Here is an 18000-nt window from a genome sequence, read left to right on the forward strand (position 1 = left end):
AAGCTCCTAGGGCAGGCGGGGGTCGATGACGGCTTTGAGCTCGCCGAGCCGGGACATCGACTCGACGGCGGCGGACGCGCCGGCCAGCCCGACCGGCGCGCTGAACAGCTCCGCCCAGGGCATCCGGCCGGCGAACGCGCGGAAGAACTCCACGGAACGGTGGTAGTCGGCGATGTCGCCGTTGAGCGACCCGGCGATCGTCAGCTCCTTGCCCATCACCGTCCCCAGCGGCACGGGGGAGGGCGCCGGCCCGGTCGACCCGACGATCGCGACCGTCCCGCGTTGTGCCGCGAACGCGACGGCCTCTTCGCCGATCGTCGGCCCGCCCGCGAAGTCGAAGACGTGGTCCGCGCCGCGGCCGCCGGTCAGCTCACGCACCCGCTCGACGCGGTCGTCCGGAGTGGACTCGACGGGGACGGTCGCCGTGGCCCCGAACCGTTCGGCCACTTCGAGGCGGGACGAAGGCCCGCCGACGGTGATCACCACCCCGGCACCGCAGAGCCGCGCGACGGCCGTCGCGAACACGCCGAGCGCGCCCGCGCCCTGGACGACGACCGTCGCGTTCGGACGGATACCGCCGGACCGCGCGACCGCGCGCAGCACCGTCTTGCCCGCGCAGCCGGACATCGACGCCCAGGTGTCCTCGACGTCGTCCGGCAGCAGCAGTTTCGCGGCGCCGGGCGTGACGTAGCAATGTCGGGCGAGTCCGCCGGTCGCGTACGGGAACCGGTCGGCGCGCTGGAGGAAGCCGTAGCCGCGACGCTCGCACGCGACCGGTTCGCGCAGGATCGTGCAGCCGTGGCAGCGGCCGCACGTCGACTCCGACCAGCCGATGCGGTCACCGGGCCGGATTTCGCGGCCGAGCGTGTCGGTGGTGCCGGCTCCGGTGGCGACGACTTCGCCGACCATCTCGTGCCCCAGCACCATCGGCAGCATGCCGGGCAGGCTCATTTCCCCCGACCAGAGGTGGACGTCGGTGCCGCACAACGTGGTGCAGGTGAGCCGGACGAGTGCGGCGCCGGGCTCCGGCTCCCCGGGAAGGGGCAGCTCGCGCAGTTCGAGGGGCGCGTGGTGGCCGGTGAGGACGGCGGCCTCCGTGTGGGTGGGCAGGGCCATCGTTTTAGTCTACAGTTGTGGAAGATAAAGTCCAGGGCCGGAAGGAAACCATGACGCCACAACGGATCCGGCCGGCCGACCTGGTGGTGCACCGGGGCACCGTGCACACCTTCGACGCGGCGGGCACGGTGGCGGACGGCCTGGCCGTGCGCGACGGCCGCGTCCTCGCGGTCGGGGACGTCACCGGCCACATCGGACCGGCCACCGCGGTCCTGGACCTCGCCGGGCGCACGGTGCTGCCCGGCATCAACGACGCGCACCTGCACGCCACCTGGCTCGGCGCGCGCTGGCCGCACCCGCTGCTCGGCGCGCCGCACGAGGAGAAGCCGGTGACGACCGGCGCGGAACGCCGGGCGGCGATCCTGCGCGCGGGCGAGGTCTGCGCGTCGCTGGGCATCACCAGCTACACCGAACCCGGCCTCGGCCCCGGCGAGACGGGGTGCTTCTCGGCGGAAGTCCTGGGCGAATACGCGGCCCTGCACCGCGAAGGCCGGCTGCGGGCGCGGGTCACCGTCCTGCGTCTCTTCGGCCTCCTCGACGGTGTCAGTTCGGCGGAGGACTTCCTGCGTGGCCTGGAAACGCCGGTGCCGGACGCGGATCCGGAGTGGCTGGCGGTCACCGGCGTCAAGATCTTCGCCGACGGGATCCCGCCGATGCGCACGGCCTGGACGCACCACTGCTACGCCGACGGCTCCCACGGCGCCCTGCTCGTCGACGGCCCCGACGACGACGCCCGCGCGGCGAACCTGGCGTCGATGATCGCGGCGGCCCATCGGGCGGGCCTGGTCGTCGGGGTGCACGCGACGGGGGAGCGCAGCATCGAAGCCGCGCTCGCCCATCTGCGGGCCGGCGACCACCTGGTCCACGGCGATCTCGTCACGCCCGCGCAGCTGCGCCGGATGGCGTCCACCGGGGTCGGCCTGACCACGCAGCCGGCGATCGCGACGGCGATGCGCCCGATGGTCGCCACCGCCCTGGGCAACGAAGTCGCGGCTAAGGCGTGGCCACTCCGGAGCATCCTCGGCTCCCGGGTCCGGCTGACGTTGAGCAGCGACGCGCCGGTCGTCACGCCGGACTGGCGCGTCCACCTCGCGGCGGCGGGGGAGCTGCTCGGCCTGCGAGGTGTGACACCGGACCTGACTGCGCGGCTCCTTCGCTGCTATACCACCGAAGCCGCCGCGCAGGACGGATCGGCGAGCTGGAAGGGCTCACTCGTACCCGGCATGGCGGCCGACTTCTGCGTCCTGGCCGACGATCCGCACGACATCGCCCTGGCGGACCTGCCGTCGGTCGCGGTCGAGCTGACCGTGACCGGCGGCCGCATCGTCCACGAGGCCTAAGTGAGGAGCTGCCCGCCGTCGACCGCCAGGCTCACCCCGGTGATGTGCTTCGCGGCCGCCAAGAAGACCACCGCCGGCGCGACGTCCTCGACGTCGGCGATCCGCCCCAGCGGGATCCGGGCCTCCCAGGCCGCGCGGGCGGCGGTGTCCGCGGCGAACCCGGCGGTCATCGGTGTGCGCACCGGGCCGGGCGCGACCGCGTTCACCCGGATTCCGTGCGGGGCCAGCTCGAGCGCCGCCGACCGCGTCAGCGCGTCCACGGCCGCCTTGGTGGCTTCGTAGTGGCCGAGGCCCGGCGTCGGCTGGCGGGCACCGATCGAGGAGACGTTGACGATCGCACCCCGCGTCCCCGCCGCGACCATGTGCGCGCCGACCGCGCGGGTCATCAGGAACGTGCCGCGGAAGTTGACCCGCACGCAGCGGTCGAAGACGTCGATGTCCAGTCCGGTCAGGGGCCCGCCGCCGCCGGCGAGCCCGGCGTTGTTGACGAGCACGTCCACCGGCCCGAAGCGGTCCGAGACGAGTGAGACGGCCGCGTCGACCGAACTCGGGTCCGAGATGTCCAGTTCGACGTGCTCCGCGCCGAGCTCCCGGGCGACGTCGTGCGCCGCGCGGGCATCGACGTCGGCGAGGACGACCCGGTCGCCCGCGGCGAGGAACGCTTCGGCGACCCCTCGTCCGATCCCGCTCGCGCCACCCGTGACCACCACGATCCGTGCTTTCATTCTACAATCGTAGACGAACGATGTGCTGAAACGGAAGGAAAGCTCGTGAGCGTGCTCGGGAAGTCGGTCTTCGGCCTCGGTTCGTGGAACACCTGGGACCGGATGGGGTTCGGCGACGCCGTCCGGCTGCTGCGCACCGCGGTCGACACCGGCGTGCGGCTGTTCGACGTGGCGCACTACGACTTCGGCCCGCACGCGGAGAACTCACGCACCGACGTGATCTTCGGGAAGGCCGTGCGGGACGCGGGGATCGCGCGCGAGGACTACGTGCTCTGCGGGAAGCTGTGGCTGTGGGACTACCCGCGTGCCGGGTTCGCGCGGCAGCTGGAGACGTCGCTGGGCCGGATCGGCACCGGGCACGCGGACCTGGTCGTGGTGGGGGACTACCGCGAGCGGCCGGACGTCCCGCGGGTCGTGACGGAGGTGGCCGAGCAGGTCCGGGCCGGGCGGATCGGCGGCTGGGGCGTCAACAACTGGCTCGCCGCCGACCTCGACCTCGCGCTGGAGTTCGCCGCGCGCGAAGGTCTCCCCGCGCCGGAGTTCGCGCAGCTGAAGTACTCGATCGCCCGCCGGTCGATGGCCGAAGGCGAGTGCTACGGCAAGCACATCGCGAGCGGACGGCTGGTGCTGCAGGCCTCGGACGTCTTCGAAGGCGGCGTCCTGCTGGGCAACGCGACCCCCGCGCGCAAGATCGGTGCCGACCCGGGCGGCATCCGTCAGTCCATCGTGGACGCTGCGGCCGAGCTGACGGCGATCGCGGCGGACTTCGGCGCGACACGGGCCCAGCTCGCGCTGGCGTTCTGCCTGGCGTACGCACCGGTGGCGAACGTCCTGTTCGGAGTGAGCCGGGCCGGCCAGCTGGCCGACAACCTGGGCGCGCTCGACCTGGCCCGCCGGCACGGCACGGAGATCCGCACGGCCCTCGACCACCTGTGGCTGGACCGCGACGTCAACCCCGACGGCTCCTGGTGACTGCTAGGGCGGGTCGAGGAACGTGAGGGCCGCGATGCGGAACGGTGCGCCGCGCAGAGCCGCGCCGTGATCACCCGGAACCGTCAGCAGCTCGCTGCCCGGCACCAGCCGGACCAGCTGCTCGATGCCCGCGCTGATCGGGTCGTCCCGGCCGGCCACGAACCGCGTCGGGACCTCGATCGTGCCGGCCCGTGGAGCGAACGGCTCGCTCCGCAGCCCTTCGATGCAGCGGGCCAGCGCGACCGGGTCCCGGCCGGGTGCGGTGATCATCCGGGCGATCGCCGCCGTCAGCGGGTCGGCGGGAAGCTTCCCGCCACCCGCGAAGGCCAGCGCCGCCTCGACGTCGACCGCGCCGAACGGCTCGTGCGGGCTGAGCCCGCCGAGCACCAGCCGCCGGACCGGCAGCCGCGCGGGCAGCTCCCACGCCAGCCGCGCGCCGAGCGAGTAGCCCACGATGTCCACTTCGGACACCTCGCCGAGCGCCAGCGCCAGCTCCTCCACCAAGGCTTTCGGGGTGGCGTCGACGGGTGCCGGGCTCGAGCCGTGGCCGGGCAGGTCGGGGACGAGCACCGGGCGGCCCGACGCGGTGAGCGCCGCCGGCCAGCCGGTGCTGACCCAGTCGGTCGCGCCGTCGGAGGCGAAGCCGTGCAGGAGCAGCACCGGCGGGCCGGCGGGCGGGCCGTCGGGGGCGAACCGGCGCACGGCCGGGGAAGGGGAGAGCGTCAAGGAAGTCCTCTCTCAGGAGCGGGAACGCGAGCGCAGCCGCTGCAGCTCGCCGAGCGTGCGGGCGCGGGCGTCGACGGCGGTCCGCAGCGCGGAGCCGATGAGGTTGAGCAGGAACACGCAGAGCATGATCGTCACGCCCGGCACGACCACCAGCCACGGCGCGGTGACCAGGTAGGACCGGCCCTCGGCGATCATGTTCCCCCAGGTCGGGGTGGGCGGCGCGATGCCGAGGCCGAGGAAGCTCATCGCGCCGTCGACCAGCATCGCGGCCGCGGCGAGGATGACGACCTGCACCAGGGCCAGCGGCAGCACGTTGGGGAACACGTGCACCAGCAGGATCTTGCCGCGGCTCATCCCGGACACGCGCGCGGCGCCGATGTACTGCCGGCCGGTGACGCCGAGCACGCGGCTGCGGATGACCCGCGCGGTGAACGGCGTGAGGATCACCGTGAGCGCGATGAGCTCGGTCCAGATGCTGGCGCCGAGCGAGATGGCCAGCGCCATCGCCAGGATGATCGCCGGGAACGACATCCACGCGTCCATCAGCCGCATCAGCACCGCGTCCGCCGCCCGGTAGAACCCGCTGACCAGGCCGATCACCATGCCGGAGAACGCCGCGCAGAGCGTGATCAACGCCGACAGGCCCAGTGACGCCCGCCCGCCGGACACCAGCCGGGCGAGTACGTCCCGGCCGAACGAGTCCGTGCCGAGCGGGTGCGCGGCCGACGGCGGCAGCAGCCGGTGCACCGGGTCGGTCGCGCTGACGCTCGGCAGGAAGAACGGCGCCGCGATCACCGCGAGCACGACCAGCCCGAGCAGCACCGAGCTGATCACCAGGGTGCGGTTGCGGCTCACGCGACGCGCACCTTCGGGTCGAGCAGCGCGTAGGAGAGGTCGACCAGCAGGTTGACCGCGACGAACAGCACCGCGACGAACAACGTCACGCCCTGGATCAGCGGGAAGTCGCGCGTGGACACCGCGCCCATGAGCAGGTGGCCGAGGCCGGGCACGACGAAGATCGACTCGATGATCACGATCCCGCCGACCAGCATGGCGAAGTTGCTGCCGAGCTGCGTGACCAGCGGCATCAGCGCGTTCGGCAGGACGTGCTTCAGCATGACCTGCCGTTCGGGCAGGCCCTTGACGCGGGCGGTGCGCAGGTAGGCCAGCGGCAGTTCCCCAAGGACGCTCTCTCGCAGCGTCAGGACGAACAGCGCCGTCTGCCCGATGACGAGCACCGCCACCGGCAGTACCAGCGCGGGCACCGCGGCCACCGGATCGGTCAGCAGGTCGTGGTAGCCGCTTGAGGGGAACCACCGCAGCGTCACCGAGAAGACGAGCACGAGCACGAGTGAGATCCAGAAGTCGGGCATCGCCATGCCGAGTGCCGACACCCGATCGAGCGCGCGGGCCACCGGGTTGCGGGGCGACACCGCCTGCCACGCCGTGATCGCGACCGAAAGGAAGAAGCTGATGACCGTGGACAGCACGGCCAGCGTCAAGGTGGGCACGATGTGCGAAGCGACCACGTCGAGCACCGGCTGGTGGTAGGTGATCGACGTCCCGAAGTCGCCGCGCAGCACGTGCCCGGCCCAGGTCAGGTACTGCTGCCACAGGGATCCGTCGAGACCCATGCTCGAGCGCAGCGCCGCGACGTCGGCCGGGCGCGCGGTGGGGCCGAGGATGGCCTGGGCCGGGTCGCCCGGGATCAGCCGGATGACGAAGAACATCATCGTGCCGACGATGGCCAGGATGATCGCCAGGTCGCGCAGCCGGCGCAGCAGCACGCCGGTCACGACGCCAGCCAGGAGTTCCAGAACACCCGGTAGAAGTCGCCGTAGCCCTTGAGCCGCGGGGTGTAGGCCGCGTACAGCTTCGACTGGCTGAGCGTGATCACCGACAGCTGCTTCCACGTGAAGGCCTGCAGCTTGTCGATGACGGTCTTGGCCTGCTCGGGCGTAGTCGAGGCGTTGAACTCGGTCATGAGCCCGTCCAGCTCCGGCGACGACGAACCGTTCAGCGTGCCGAGGGTGAGCGCGGGCATCTGGGCGGGCGAGGTCAGCGACGAGTCGAAGAACAGCGTCGTGATGTCCCAGCCACCCGGGTCCTTGGTGAGCGTGCCGAGCATGGTGGCGAAGTCGTAGGTGTCGATCTTGGCGCCGAGCCCGATCTTGCCCAGCTCGTCCTGGATGAGCACGGCCCACTTGCCGAACTCGGGGTAGGAGTTCGTGGTGACGATGTGGATCGTCGCCCCGGCGGTGATCCCGGCCTCGGCGAGCAGCTGCTTCGCCCGCGCCGGATCGTGCTGCTGGTAGACGTCCTGGCCGGCGGTCGAGTACGACGCCTTGTTGTCCGGGGAGGCGAACGCGCCGGTCTCGATGGTCAGGTCCTTGCTGCCGCCGGTCGCCGCGTTGATGGCCGGCTTGTCCAGCAGCAGGTTCAGCGCTTCGCGCGCCCGCGGGTCGGCGAACTTCGAACCGGGGTTGAAGTTCGGGATGATGACGTTCTCGTTGCCGCCGGGCAGGTTGTGCACGACGAGGTTCGGGTTGGCCTTGAGCTGCTCGTACTGGTCGTTCGCCGGCATCGCGTGGTCCCACTGGCCGGTCTGCAGGCCGTTGACCAGCGCGTCCTGGTCGCCGACGATCTTGTAGGTGACCGTGTCGAGGTACGCGTGCTTGGCGCCGGCCTGGCCGCCCCAGTCCTCCTCGGACCGCGACCGGTAGCCGTCGTAGCGCTCCAGCACCAGCTGCTGGCCGATGTCCCAGCTCTTGAGCTTGTACGGCCCGGTGCCGATGGCCTTGTCCTGGCCGAAGCCGGTGGCGGGCAGGCCCACCAGGTTCTTCGCCTCGTAGATCTCGGTGCCGGCGCCGGCCAGCTCGTCGATCAGCGGGTAGCGCGGCCGCTTGAGGTGGATGGTGACGGTGGCCGGGTCCGGCGCGGCGATCGTGTCGATGTCCGGCGTGACCAGCTGGCCGGTGCGATGGCTCTTCTGCCAGCGCTGCAGGCTCGCGACGACGTCGGCGCCGGTCAGCGGGTTGCCGTCCTGGAACGTGACGCCCTGGCGGAGCTTGAAGGTGTAGGTCAGCCGGTCCGGGCTGGTCGTGAACGTGTCGACGAGCATCGGCCGCGCGACGAAGTGCTGGTCCACTTCGAACAGCTTCTCGTACAGCATGTTGCCGATCTGCGCGGTGACCTGGCCGGGGTTGGCGACCATGTCGAGCGACTGCGGATCGGTGGGGACGGCGACAGTGAGGTTGCCGCCGCGGACCGGCGGCCCGTCGGCGGCGGCCGGCGTTCCGGCGCCGCCCATGCAGCCGGCGAGCAGCGTGGCCGCGGTGGCGAGGGCGGCGAGCAAGGGGAGTCTCTTCATGGGCGCGTCGATCCTGTGTGGGGGAGGGCGGGCAGGTCGGGGTTCGCGGCGAGCAGCCGTCGCGTGTAGTCGTGCCGCGGGGCGAGGCGGATCTCGTCCGGGGTGCCGGTTTCGATCAGCTCGCCGCGGTACATGACGCCGACGCGGTCGGCCACCGACAGCACGAGGCTGAGGTTGTGGGTGATGAACAGCAGGCTCAGCGTGCGAGTGCGGCGCAGGTCGAGCAGCAGGTTCATGACCTGGCCCTGCACCGACACATCGAGCGCGGACGTCGGTTCGTCGGCGACGATCAGCTCGGGCCCGGCGGCGACCGCGCGGGCGATGGAGACGCGCTGGCGCTGGCCGCCGGACAGCTGGGACGGGAGCTTGCCCGCCGTGTCCTTCGGCAGGCCGACTTCGTCGATGAGGTCGGCGACCCGCCGGTCGAGTTCGGCGCCGCGCAGCGGTGTCAGCTCCTTGAGCGGCTCGGCGATGATCCGCGCGGCGGTGTGGCGGGGATCGAGGGAGCTTTGCGGGTCCTGGAAGATCAGCTGGACGCGGCGGCGGAACGCGCGTTCGGCGCCGGTCAGCCCGGCGGGTCCGATCCCGTGCGGGCCGAAGGTGACGGTGCCCGAGGTCGGCGGTTCGAGCGCGGTCACCACCCTGCCGAGGGTGGACTTGCCGGAGCCGGACTCGCCGACCAGGCCGAAGAACTCGCCCGGCGGGATCTCGAGGGAGACGTCCCGCACGGCTCGCACGCCGTGTCCTTTTTGGCCGTACACTTTGGACACTCGCTCGATCGTGAGCGGAGCCCCCTGGTGGACCCGGTCCGGACAATGTGCCACCGCGGGCGTCTCGAGGGTCATCGTGGGGGAGATGACCGGGAAGCCGTCGCGGCGGCTGACGCCGAGCTGCGGCACGCAGCCGAGCAGCGCCCGGGTGTAGGGGTGCCGAGGCCGCGTCAGGATGTCGTCGCGGGACCCCGTTTCGACCAGGCGGCCGCGGTACATGACCGCGATCCGGTCGGCGACCTGCGCGGCGACCCCCATGTCGTGGGTGATGAACACGCACGCGGTCCCGTGGTCGCGGCGCACGCGGTCGAAGAGCGTGAGGATCTCCGCCTGCGTGGTGACGTCGAGGGCGGTGGTCGGCTCGTCGGCGATGAGCAGGTCGGGGTCGGCCATCAGGGCGAGCGCGATCATCACGCGCTGCTGCATGCCACCGGACAGCTGGTGCGGGTACAGCCGCAGGATCCGGCCGGTGTCGGCGAGCCCGACCTCGGTGAGCAGCCGGCGCGCCTTGGCCTCGGCCCGCTCGCGCAGCGGGCTGCCGCGCCGGGCCGCCTGCCCGGGCAGCGACCCGGCCTCGCGGTAGGCCTCGACCAGCTGCCCGCCGACGCGGCGGCCGGGGTTCAGCGAGTCGAGGGCTTCCTGGAAGATCATGCCGATCCGCGGGCCGCGGTAGGCACGCATGGCATCGGCGGGCAGCTTCGTGACGTCCACGCCGTCGATCGCGATCTCGCCGCGGGTGCGCACCGGGGCGACGAACTCGAGCAGGCGGATGATCGACAGGGCGGTCACGGTCTTGCCGCTGCCGGACTCGCCGACCACGCAGAGCGTCTGCCCCTGCTCGAGATCGAGGGACAGCTCCCGCACGAGTTCGCGCTCGGCGTCCTCGGTGACGACACCGACGGTGAGGTCCCGGATTTCGAGCAGCGTCATGGATTCCCCTTCCTCGCGCCCGCCGCGACGGGCGAGCCGGACTGCCGGGGGCCGGCAGGGGTAGTTTTACGCATGTTGACACTCCCGGAAGGGCGTGTCAATGGTTTTATTCTACGAACGTAGGAAGTTGAAACGCGACGGATTTCCGTTGCTGCGCGTGGAAAATCGGCACTGGACGGGTTTATCTACGCATGTAGAGTGTCCGGGTCGAACAAAGGAGGACGACGTGACGACGACCCCAGCCACGCCGCAACGGATCGTGGACATCGCGGTGGGCTACATGGCCGCCCAGCAGCTCTTCGCCGCCAACCGGATCGGCCTGTTCCCGGCACTGGCCGCCGGCCCGCTGACCGCCGCGGACCTGGCCGCGCGCACCGGACGGCCGGAGAAGATCACCCGGATCCTCGGCGACGCATTGGCATCCCTCGGCCTGCTGTCCCGTGTGGACGGTCGATACGCCCTCACGGCCGACACTGCCGCCCACCTCGGCGGCGACGGCCTCGACCTGGCGCCCTTCCTGACGTTCCTCGAGACGATCAGCTACCCGCACTGGCAGCAGTTCGCGCACACCACCGACACCGGCGAACCCGGCGACCTCGACCTCACCGGCGAACGCTGGGACACCTTCCTCGGCGGGGTGATGGCGTATAACGCCCTACACGCCCGGCAGCTGGCGCACGCTTTCGACTTCGGAGGCTTCAAAAACCTCCTGGACCTGGGCGGGCTTTCGGCCGAATTCGCGCTCGGCGCGCTGCGGGCCAACGACGTCCTGCGAGCGACGTTCGTCTACGACCCGCGGTCGGTGCCGTCGGTGACCGCGGCGGTGGCTCCCTTCGCGGACCGGACCGCTGTTCACGGCGTACCGACTCCGGAAGCCGAGCCGGAGGGCGAGTTCGACCTGGTCATGGTGAACCACGTGGTGCACCGGTTCACCGTCGACGAGAACCGGGCGATCCTGCGGCACGCGCGAGCCGCGGCGGCGCCGGGCGCGCGGCTGCTGCTGCTCGACTTCTTCCTCGACGACGACGCCACGCCGCGGGCCCTCGACGCACTGCACGCGGGGGAGTACCTGGTCATCGACGGCACGGTGGTGTACCCGGAAGCGGACGTGCGCGGCTGGCTGTCCGGCGCGGGGTGGCGCACGGTGGACCGGCTGACGCTGCCGGGTTCGCCGCGGGTCCTGGTGGCGGAGGCGGTATGAGCCTCGATCCCGCGGTGCGGGCACTCCTGGACCGGAGCCCGGACGCGCCGGCCCGGCCGTTGACCGCGGTGGAGCTGCGGGCGGCGTTCGCGGCTTCGCGCCCGCAGCCGGGGGCGACGGCGCCGGTCGCGTCGGTGACCGACCACCGGCTCCCGGGCGGCCTCCGGGTGCGGCTGTACCTGCCGGAGACTTCCGGTCCGGTGCCGGTGTTCCTGTGGATCCACGGTGGTGGCTGGACGATCGGCTCGATCGAGGAGAACGAGGTCGCGTCCCGCGCGGTGTGCGCTGCGGCGGAGGTCGCGGTGGCGGCGGTCGAGTACCGGCTCGCGCCCGAAGATCCTTACCCGGCCGCGCCTGACGACTGTTACGCGGTGCTGGAGTGGCTGGCCGCGGGCGGTGCCGGACCTTCGGTGGTCCGTTCCCGGGTGGCGATCGGCGGCGAAAGCGCGGGCGGGAACCTGTCCACTGTGGTCTCGCTGATGGCGCGGGACCGGGGCGGGCCGCCGATCGCGGCGCAGGTGCTGATCTGCCCGGTGTTCGGCCACCCCGACGACGGGTTCGCGTCCTATGCGGACTTCGCGACGGGCTACGGCATGACGGCGGACGCGATGCGGTTCTTCTTCGCCCAGTACGTCCCCGGCGACTGGGACGACCCGTACGTGCTGCCTTCGCGGTCCGATGACCTGTCGGGCCTGCCCCCGGCGCTGGTGCTGACGGCGGAGTACGACGTCTTGCGCGACGAGGGGGAGGCGTTCGCCCGGCGGTTGTCCGAGGCCGGCGTCGCGGTCGACCTGCACCGGTACGCGGGGCAGATCCACGGTTTCTACGGGCTGTACACGGACCTGCCGGCGTCGCCGCGGTCGCACGCCGAAGTGGCGGGGTTCCTGCGGCGGATCTTCGCCTGAGGTCAGGGGCGGGTGAGCCTCCCGAGCAGCGACTCCAGGTGCCGGTGCTGGAGCTCGACGGTGGAGAACTCACCCGCCACCAGGCTCATGACGTTGGCGCCGGCGTTGAGCAGGACGATCTCGTCGACGAGCTGCTCGTCGGGGGTTTCGGTGACGATGTCGCCGTCCTCGCGGCCTTCGGCGAGGAAGCGGTGCAGGAGGCCGCGCCACTCGCGGACGTGCTCGAGGTACTTGTCGTGCATGGCCCGGTTGGCGAGCGACATCTGCCAGAAGATCATCAGCACCCGCCCGGCGGTGATGCGTTCCTCGTCGATCGGCATGGAGGAGACGCAGATTTCCCGGAGCGCGGTGAGCCCGCGCAGGCCGTCGAGCTCGACGTATTGGCGCATCATGTCGAGCGCGCGTTCGTAGGTGGCCGCGATGATGTCTTCCTTGCTGGGGAAGTACAGCTTGAGGGCCCCGTTGGCGAACCCGGCGGCGGCGGCGATCTCGCGCATGGTGGCGGCTTCGATGCCCCCGCGCACGATGAGGTCCCAGGTGACCTCGACGATGTCCCTGCGCCGCTGGTCGTGGTCGATGATCTTGGGCACCCGGCACCTCCCGCACTGGTTTCTCTACCAGTGTAGGAGAAAGTACCGGCAGGGACAGCGCCGGGCTACCGCCGGAACACCCGCCGCCCCGCGAACCACGTTTCGAGGACCCGCGTCGCGGCCAGGTCGGCCGTCCGGAACGGATCGCGGTCCAGCACCACGAAGTCCGCCGACCGGCCCGGTGTCAGCGAGCCCGTGACGTCGTCGAGCCCGCTGGCCCGGGCTCCGCCGAGGGTGAACACCTCGATGGCCTCGGCCACCGTGATCGCCTGCTCCGGCCACAGCGCGCCGGGCCGCCGCCCCTCGGGGACGGCGCCGGGCTACCGCCGGAACACCCGCCGTCCCGCGAACCACGTTTCGAGGACCCGCGTCGCGGCCAGGTCGGCCGTCCGGAACGGATCGCGGTCCAGCACCACGAAGTCCGCCGACCGGCCCGGCGTCAGCGAGCCCGTGACGTCGTCGAGCCCACAGGCGCGGGCCCCGCCGAGGGTGAACACCTCGATCGCCTCGGCCACCGTGATCGCCTGCTCCGGCCACAGCGCGCCGGGCCGCCGCCGGTGCGGGTCCTGCCGCGTCACCAGGCCCGCGATGCCCTCCCACGCGTTCGGCGACTCGCTGACCGGCCAGTCCGAACCGCCCGCGACCAGGGCGCCCATGTCCAGCAGCGCGCGGTTCGGCTGCATCCGGGACGCCCGCGCCGCCGGCAGCACCTCCGCGATCGCGTCGGGGATCACGCCGGGCACCCACAGGAACGGCGAGATGTCGGCCGCCACCCCCAGCTCCGCGAACCGCGGGAGGTCGTCCGGGTGCACGAACTGCCCGTGCGCCACCTGGAACCGCGTCTCGGCGAACCCCGCGGCCCGCACCCGCGCGACCGCGTCGAGGAACTGCCGCACCGACGCGTCCCCGGTGCAGTGGACCTTCGCCGAGAACCCGGCTGACGCCGCCTTGAGCAGCCAGTCCGTCAGCTCCTCGGGCGGCATGGTCGTCGAGCCGTGGTAGCAGCCGCCGTGGGTGTCGTCGGGGAGGTACGGCTCGAGGAACGCGGCGGTGCGCGTGGGCGGTACGCCGTCGAGGAAGATCTTCACGAAGTCCGGGCGGTGGTGCTCGGTGCGGTAGCGCCCGGCGATCTCCAGCAGCGGGGCGCCGATCGGGTCGAACCCGAAGACCGGGTCGTTGACCAGCAGCGACGACACCACCCACGCGTCCAGTTCCCCGGCGATATCCAGCGAGTGGAGCGCGCCGAGGATGTCGGTCGAGACACCGGCGTCCTGGAACGCCGTGACGCCGAAGCCGTGCAGGATCTCGATCGCCCGCCGGGACGCGCTGCGGTGCTGCGCGGGAGTCAGCGCGCCGGTCACGCGCTCGACGAGCACGCCCGCCGCTTCCAGGAGGAGGCCGCTGGGCGCACCGCCGTCCCGGACGATCACGCCGCCGGCCGGGTCCGGGGTGGCCTCGGTGATCCCGGCCAGCTCCAGGGCGCGGCTGCTCACCCAGCGGTTGTGCCTGCTGTCGTCGGTGAGCGAGACCGGCCGGCCACCCGCGGCGTCGTCGAGCGCGCGCCGGGAGGACGCCGAAGACATCGTCTCCACCAGGGTGGACGCCCACGCCCCGCCGGTCAGCCATTCGTCCGGGCCCAGCGTCGCGGCTCGCGCGCGGACCGCGTCGAGGATGTCGCCGAAGCTCGCGTCCGCACCGAAGGTGAGCTCGAACAGGTCGGCGCGCCCGGCCATCGCGTGGTGGTTGTGCACGTCGACCAGGCCCGGCAGGACGAACGCGCCGCCGAGGTCCAGCACTTCGGTGCCCGGCCCGCGGTCGACGTCCTCGAGCGCGACGACCTTCCCGCCGGTGACGGTCAGGGACGACGCCCACGGCCGGGCTTCGTCCACTGTGTACACCACGGCGTTGGTGACGACGAGGTCGGCGGCCACGGTCAGCTCTCCGCCGGGTCGAGGTGCCCGGGGTGGACGGTCGTGCTCAGCAGCCGTCCGTGCGCGCCGAAGGTGAAGTGCGTCGGCCGCTCGCCGGTCGCGTCGAGTCCGAAGAGGACACCGTGCGAGCGCAGCCCGCGGGCGTCGCGGTGGTCGGCGATCGTCACCGACGCGCACGGGATCACCTTCTCCCGCCAGGCGAAGACGTGGATCCCCGGCCGCACCCGGTACACGGTGTTCTCGTCGGTGTCGGCGAGGCCGCGTTCGGGCCCGGCCAGGCACTGCCACGTGTACCAGTGCGGGCTGAGGTAGACGTGCTCGTAGGCGTGCTGCTCGCTGTAGACCCACAGCACCCGCCGGCCGATCAGCGCCGTGCTCGGCGCCATCGCCTCGCCGCGGACCTCGATGCCGTCGATCGTCGCGGGCCGGAACCGCTGGGTGACGCGCGGGGTGCCGGCGTCGCCGATCCGGGTGGTGATCACGAGCGCGCGGCCGTCGCGCACGTCCAGGACCAGCGAGACGGCTTCGCGAGCGTCGCCGGGGTCCGGCTGGACGTAGTACAGCCCGTCGTCGACGAGGAAGGTTTCGCCGGGGTCCGTGCCGTTCCAGGTGAAGACCGGCCCGTCGCCGGAGCGGAGGACGAACGAGCGGCCGTGCAGGTCGCCGACGACCGGCGCCTTGTTCGCGTCGAACCCGGGGGCGAGGCCGTCGAGCGGGAGCCAGGTGGAGGTGTCCGAAAGGGTCATGGGTCCTCAATGGTCGCAGTGGTCGCCGGCGGGCAGGTCGAGCGCGGGGTTGCGGTCGCAGAAGCCGGCCGGCCGGAACAGGAACCCGGACTTGTCGACCGGCATCACGGGCCAGTCCTCGGGCCGGGGGACGTGGGTGGGGCCGAAGACGTGCCAGAGCACGAGGTCGGCGTCGACGAGATCGCGGTCCGCGGCCGTCCAGGCGGGCAGGCCCGCACCGCCGGGGTGGGCGCCGGGCCGCTCGCCGGCCGGGTAGCGCTCGTCGTCGCGGTACGGCGTCGCCCACAGGTGCTTCGTCGCGAACGTCGCCCGCGCGTGCACGGACGCTTCGGGCTGGGCCATCAGCGTCGCCGACGGACGCGGCACGAGCTGGTAGGCGGTCGGCTTGCCGAGCCGGTTCACCCGCGAAGCGCTGCGGACCTCCCAGACGCGCGCGCGGGCCGGATCGGCGAGCCGCCTGGCCTCGCTTTCGGTCCGCAACGGCGTGCTCTGCCAGGTGAACGCGTTGCCGTACGGGTTGTCCGGGCCGGTCGGCACGCCCACGACGTCCACCTCGTGGAGGCTGGTGCGCCCGCCGTCGACCTCGACGTCGAGCCGGGCGCAGAACAGGTGCTGGTGCACCGGCGCGAACAACCCGGGCGCGAGCTCGGTGGCGTGGCGCTGGTCCTGCCCCGGCGTCCCGGCGCCGCAGAAGACGACCCCGGTGGCCTTCGCCTCGAACTCGATCGTGCCGTCGAGGTGGAAGTACCAGTAGTGGCCGTAGTCGTAGTTGCCGATGGTCGAGATCGAGGAGACGACGAGCCGCCGCGAGCGGCGCACCTCCGGCGTCCCGGCGAGGTCGGTGTGCTTCCAGAGGATCCCGTCGTCCTCCTCGTGCAGGCAGATCGCCCGCGGGATCTCGACCGGCTCGCCGTGGTCGTCGGCGACCCAGGCGGGGAAGTAGCGGATCTCGCCGACGCAGTCGCAGCCGAGGCGCAGGTCGTTGCCGTTCTTGCCGAACTGGTATTCGCCGGCGTCGAAGTAGCTGATCCAGAACCGGCCGGGCGCGACGTCCCCGTACGGGACCACCATCTCCGGGACGGAAGCCCGGTACAGGACCGGCCGGTCCTGGAAACCCACCTGGTGCAGGGTCAGGCCTTCGCGGGCGTTGAAGCCGACGCGCAGGCGCCAGCCCTCCCAGGTCACCTCGGTGCCGTCGACGGTGAAGCTCGGGCCGGCGGGCTGGGTGATCTCGATCGGCCGCTGCGTCGTGCGGGCGGGGATCCCGGTGTAGCGGCCGGGCTCGGCCGGCACCGGGACGTCGCCCGCGTCCTCGACGCGCAGGACCTCCTGCCGCGTGAGGTCGAGGTGCACGACCAGACCTTCGACCGGGTGTGCCCACGGGCTGTCGCCTTCGTCCTCGCGCAGGAAGGTCAGCGAGCGCATGACGCGGCCGGTCTCGTCCTCGCGGCCGAAGTAGCCCGGAGCCAGCGGCGCGCAGAAGGCGTGCTCGACGCGGTCGGCGAGGCCGCGGCGGGCCATCGCGGCCTGCCAGCTCTCGGCCGCCTTCGTGAGCCGCTCGGCGAGCTCGTACTCCTCGAAGAGGTAGGACGGCTGGCCGTCCGTGGTCGCCCAGTCGTCCCAGGAGACCAGCTCGTGCCCGGTGACGTCGACGATCGCTTCCCCGGCGCGGCCGGTGGCGGTGTCGAGCAGCGTGTAGCGGATCCGCCGGCCGGGGTGCGGTTCGTCCTTGGCGGGTTCGAGCGGGACGACCTGCGGGAACCGGATCGGGCCGTCGGCGAGCCCGGCGGCGGCGAGGATCGCGCGGCCGGCGGAGAGTTCGGCGGCGGTCAGCGGGTCGAGGGGGTGCGGCGTGCTCACCCTGGACAGTCTCACGCGCCGGCCGGCCGCGCGGAACCGCCCGTGCGGTCGCGGACAACAAGGCTGCGCTCGACGCCAACCACGGCGCGGGCCCGGCGGTGAGGATGGGCGCATGCGAACCGAACTGGCCGGGAAGGCGGTGCTGGTGACCGGCGGGGCGTCCGGGATCGGGCTGGCCTGCGTGCGGGCGTTCCGGGAGGAAGGGGCGCGGGTCGGGGTGATCGACCGGGCGGCCGGCCCCGGGGTAGTCCGGGCCGACGTCACGGACGAACCCGCCCTGGCCACCGCGGTCGGCGCCCTCGCCCGCCGGCTCGGGGGATTCGACGTCGTCGTCGGGTGCGCCGGGGTCTCCGGGCCCGTCGGCAAGCCCCTCGCCGAGACCACCGCCGCCGAGGTGGCCGCGGTGCTCGCCGTCAACGTCACCGGGCAGTTCCTGCTGGTCAAGCACGCGCTGCCGCACCTGGGCGACGGCGGCTCGGTCGTCCTCCTCGGCAGCGACTCCGCGTTCGCCGCCGCGCCGGGCATGGTGCCCTACTGCGCGTCCAAGGGCGCCGTCGTCGCCATGACCCGGGCGCTTTCCGTCGAGGTCCCGGGGATCCGCGTCAACTGCGTGTGCCCCTCGGTGGTCGACACGCCGATGGCGCGCGGCGACCTCGGCGCCGTCCTCGACGACCCGGCGTTCCCCGTGCAGCAGGCCGAAGACGTCGCCCGGCAGGTGCTGTTCCTCGCGTCCCCCGCTTCCCGGCCGGTCGACGGCCAAGCCCTGCTGGCCGACTTCGGGATGTCGGCCCGCTCGGCGTTCCCCGCCTAGGAAAGGA

The 18000-nt window shown here is 72.4% G+C and carries 17 protein-coding genes; 5 read left to right on the forward strand and 12 right to left on the reverse strand.

The features are described from left to right. Positions 1-6 precede the first annotated feature (6 nt). Positions 7-1110 carry a zinc-binding dehydrogenase gene (locus tag QSK39_RS13685; RefSeq protein WP_285479899.1) on the reverse strand — a complete coding sequence of 368 codons (1104 nt, stop codon included), beginning with the start codon at positions 1108-1110 and terminating at the stop codon, positions 7-9. A 56-nt stretch (positions 1111-1166) separates the two neighbouring features. Here QSK39_RS13685 and QSK39_RS13690 point away from each other — a divergent pair, with 56 nt between their 5' ends. Continuing rightward, positions 1167-2456, forward strand: a complete 1290-nt coding sequence (locus tag QSK39_RS13690) for an amidohydrolase (protein WP_285478101.1) — start codon at positions 1167-1169, stop codon at positions 2454-2456. Here the strand turns inward: QSK39_RS13690 and QSK39_RS13695 are convergent. Continuing rightward, positions 2453-3181: an SDR family NAD(P)-dependent oxidoreductase gene (locus tag QSK39_RS13695; RefSeq protein ID WP_285478102.1), complete on the reverse strand. Its 729-nt coding sequence runs from the start codon at positions 3179-3181 to the stop codon at positions 2453-2455. The genes QSK39_RS13690 and QSK39_RS13695 overlap by 4 nt on opposite strands. Positions 3182-3226: 45 nt before the next feature. Here QSK39_RS13695 and QSK39_RS13700 point away from each other — a divergent pair, with 45 nt between their 5' ends. Continuing rightward, entirely contained in the window at positions 3227-4153 is a 927-nt protein-coding gene (locus QSK39_RS13700) for an aldo/keto reductase (RefSeq protein WP_285478103.1), read from the forward strand. A gap of 3 nt (positions 4154-4156) precedes the next feature. On the opposite strand, the gene QSK39_RS13705 is transcribed toward QSK39_RS13700, so the two are convergent. Genes QSK39_RS13705 through QSK39_RS13725 form a run of 5 tightly spaced genes read right to left on the reverse strand, consistent with a single transcriptional unit; the run spans position 4157 to position 9949 of the window. Next, entirely contained in the window at positions 4157-4879 is a 723-nt protein-coding gene (locus tag QSK39_RS13705) for an alpha/beta fold hydrolase (protein WP_353051055.1), read from the reverse strand. Positions 4880-4891: 12 nt separating this feature from the next. Continuing rightward, a complete protein-coding gene (locus QSK39_RS13710) occupies positions 4892-5734 on the reverse strand; it encodes an ABC transporter permease (protein ID WP_285478104.1) in 843 nt (280 codons plus the stop codon). Beyond that, complete coding sequence (locus QSK39_RS13715; RefSeq protein ID WP_285478105.1) at positions 5731-6675, reverse strand: ABC transporter permease; 945 nt, start codon at positions 6673-6675, stop codon at positions 5731-5733. The genes QSK39_RS13710 and QSK39_RS13715 overlap by 4 nt, the downstream gene beginning before the upstream one ends. Next, positions 6672-8249: an ABC transporter substrate-binding protein gene (locus tag QSK39_RS13720; RefSeq protein ID WP_285478106.1), complete on the reverse strand. Its 1578-nt coding sequence runs from the start codon at positions 8247-8249 to the stop codon at positions 6672-6674. The genes QSK39_RS13715 and QSK39_RS13720 overlap by 4 nt, the downstream gene beginning before the upstream one ends. After that, on the reverse strand, positions 8246-9949 hold the full coding sequence (locus QSK39_RS13725) for a dipeptide ABC transporter ATP-binding protein (RefSeq protein ID WP_285478107.1): 1704 nt from the start codon (positions 9947-9949) through the stop codon (positions 8246-8248). Before QSK39_RS13725 ends, QSK39_RS13720 begins: the two co-directional genes overlap by 4 nt. A 226-nt stretch (positions 9950-10175) precedes the next feature. Here QSK39_RS13725 and QSK39_RS13730 point away from each other — a divergent pair, with 226 nt between their 5' ends. After that, entirely contained in the window at positions 10176-11150 is a 975-nt protein-coding gene (locus QSK39_RS13730) for a methyltransferase family protein (RefSeq protein WP_285478108.1), read from the forward strand. Beyond that, positions 11147-12055, forward strand: a complete 909-nt coding sequence (locus QSK39_RS13735; protein ID WP_285478109.1) for an alpha/beta hydrolase — start codon at positions 11147-11149, stop codon at positions 12053-12055. The genes QSK39_RS13730 and QSK39_RS13735 overlap by 4 nt, the downstream gene beginning before the upstream one ends. A 2-nt stretch (positions 12056-12057) precedes the next feature. Here the strand turns inward: QSK39_RS13735 and QSK39_RS13740 are convergent, their stop codons facing one another. From QSK39_RS13740 to QSK39_RS13760, 5 genes are all read right to left on the reverse strand, one after another. Further along, a complete protein-coding gene (locus QSK39_RS13740) occupies positions 12058-12645 on the reverse strand; it encodes a TetR/AcrR family transcriptional regulator (protein WP_285478110.1) in 588 nt (195 codons plus the stop codon). Between the two features lie 65 nt (positions 12646-12710). Beyond that, positions 12711-12929 (reverse strand): amidohydrolase family protein, encoded by a 219-nt coding sequence (locus QSK39_RS13745; RefSeq protein ID WP_502873294.1) that lies wholly within the window; start codon positions 12927-12929, stop codon positions 12711-12713. A gap of 36 nt (positions 12930-12965) precedes the next feature. Continuing rightward, positions 12966-14576, reverse strand: coding sequence for an amidohydrolase (locus tag QSK39_RS13750; RefSeq protein WP_285478111.1), 1611 nt, complete (start codon positions 14574-14576; stop codon positions 12966-12968). A gap of 2 nt (positions 14577-14578) precedes the next feature. After that, a complete protein-coding gene (locus QSK39_RS13755) occupies positions 14579-15322 on the reverse strand; it encodes a MoaF C-terminal domain-containing protein (protein WP_285478112.1) in 744 nt (247 codons plus the stop codon). Positions 15323-15328: 6 nt separating this feature from the next. Next, positions 15329-17182 carry a primary-amine oxidase gene (locus tag QSK39_RS13760; protein WP_285478113.1) on the reverse strand — a complete coding sequence of 618 codons (1854 nt, stop codon included), beginning with the start codon at positions 17180-17182 and terminating at the stop codon, positions 15329-15331. Between the two features lie 112 nt (positions 17183-17294). Here QSK39_RS13760 and QSK39_RS13765 point away from each other — a divergent pair, with 112 nt between their 5' ends. Continuing rightward, positions 17295-17993 carry an SDR family NAD(P)-dependent oxidoreductase gene (locus tag QSK39_RS13765; RefSeq protein ID WP_285478114.1) on the forward strand — a complete coding sequence of 233 codons (699 nt, stop codon included), beginning with the start codon at positions 17295-17297 and terminating at the stop codon, positions 17991-17993. Positions 17994-18000: the final 7 nt, after the last annotated feature.

This window comes from Amycolatopsis sp. NBRC 101858 (genome assembly GCF_030269325.1).
Classification (GTDB): Bacteria; Actinomycetota; Actinomycetes; order Mycobacteriales; family Pseudonocardiaceae; genus Amycolatopsis; species Amycolatopsis ponsaeliensis.

Coding starts and splice junctions, on each gene's coding strand:
- QSK39_RS13725 (WP_285478107.1), bottom strand. CDS start 9,949: ATGACGCTGCTCGAAATCCGGGACCTCACCGTCGGTGTCGTCACCGAG.
- QSK39_RS13720 (WP_285478106.1), bottom strand. CDS start 8,249: ATGAAGAGACTCCCCTTGCTCGCCGCCCTCGCCACCGCGGCCACGCTG.
- QSK39_RS13735 (WP_285478109.1), top strand. CDS start 11,147: ATGAGCCTCGATCCCGCGGTGCGGGCACTCCTGGACCGGAGCCCGGAC.
- QSK39_RS13695 (WP_285478102.1), bottom strand. CDS start 3,181: ATGAAAGCACGGATCGTGGTGGTCACGGGTGGCGCGAGCGGGATCGGA.
- QSK39_RS13765 (WP_285478114.1), top strand. CDS start 17,295: ATGCGAACCGAACTGGCCGGGAAGGCGGTGCTGGTGACCGGCGGGGCG.
- QSK39_RS13755 (WP_285478112.1), bottom strand. CDS start 15,322: ATGACCCTTTCGGACACCTCCACCTGGCTCCCGCTCGACGGCCTCGCC.
- QSK39_RS13690 (WP_285478101.1), top strand. CDS start 1,167: ATGACGCCACAACGGATCCGGCCGGCCGACCTGGTGGTGCACCGGGGC.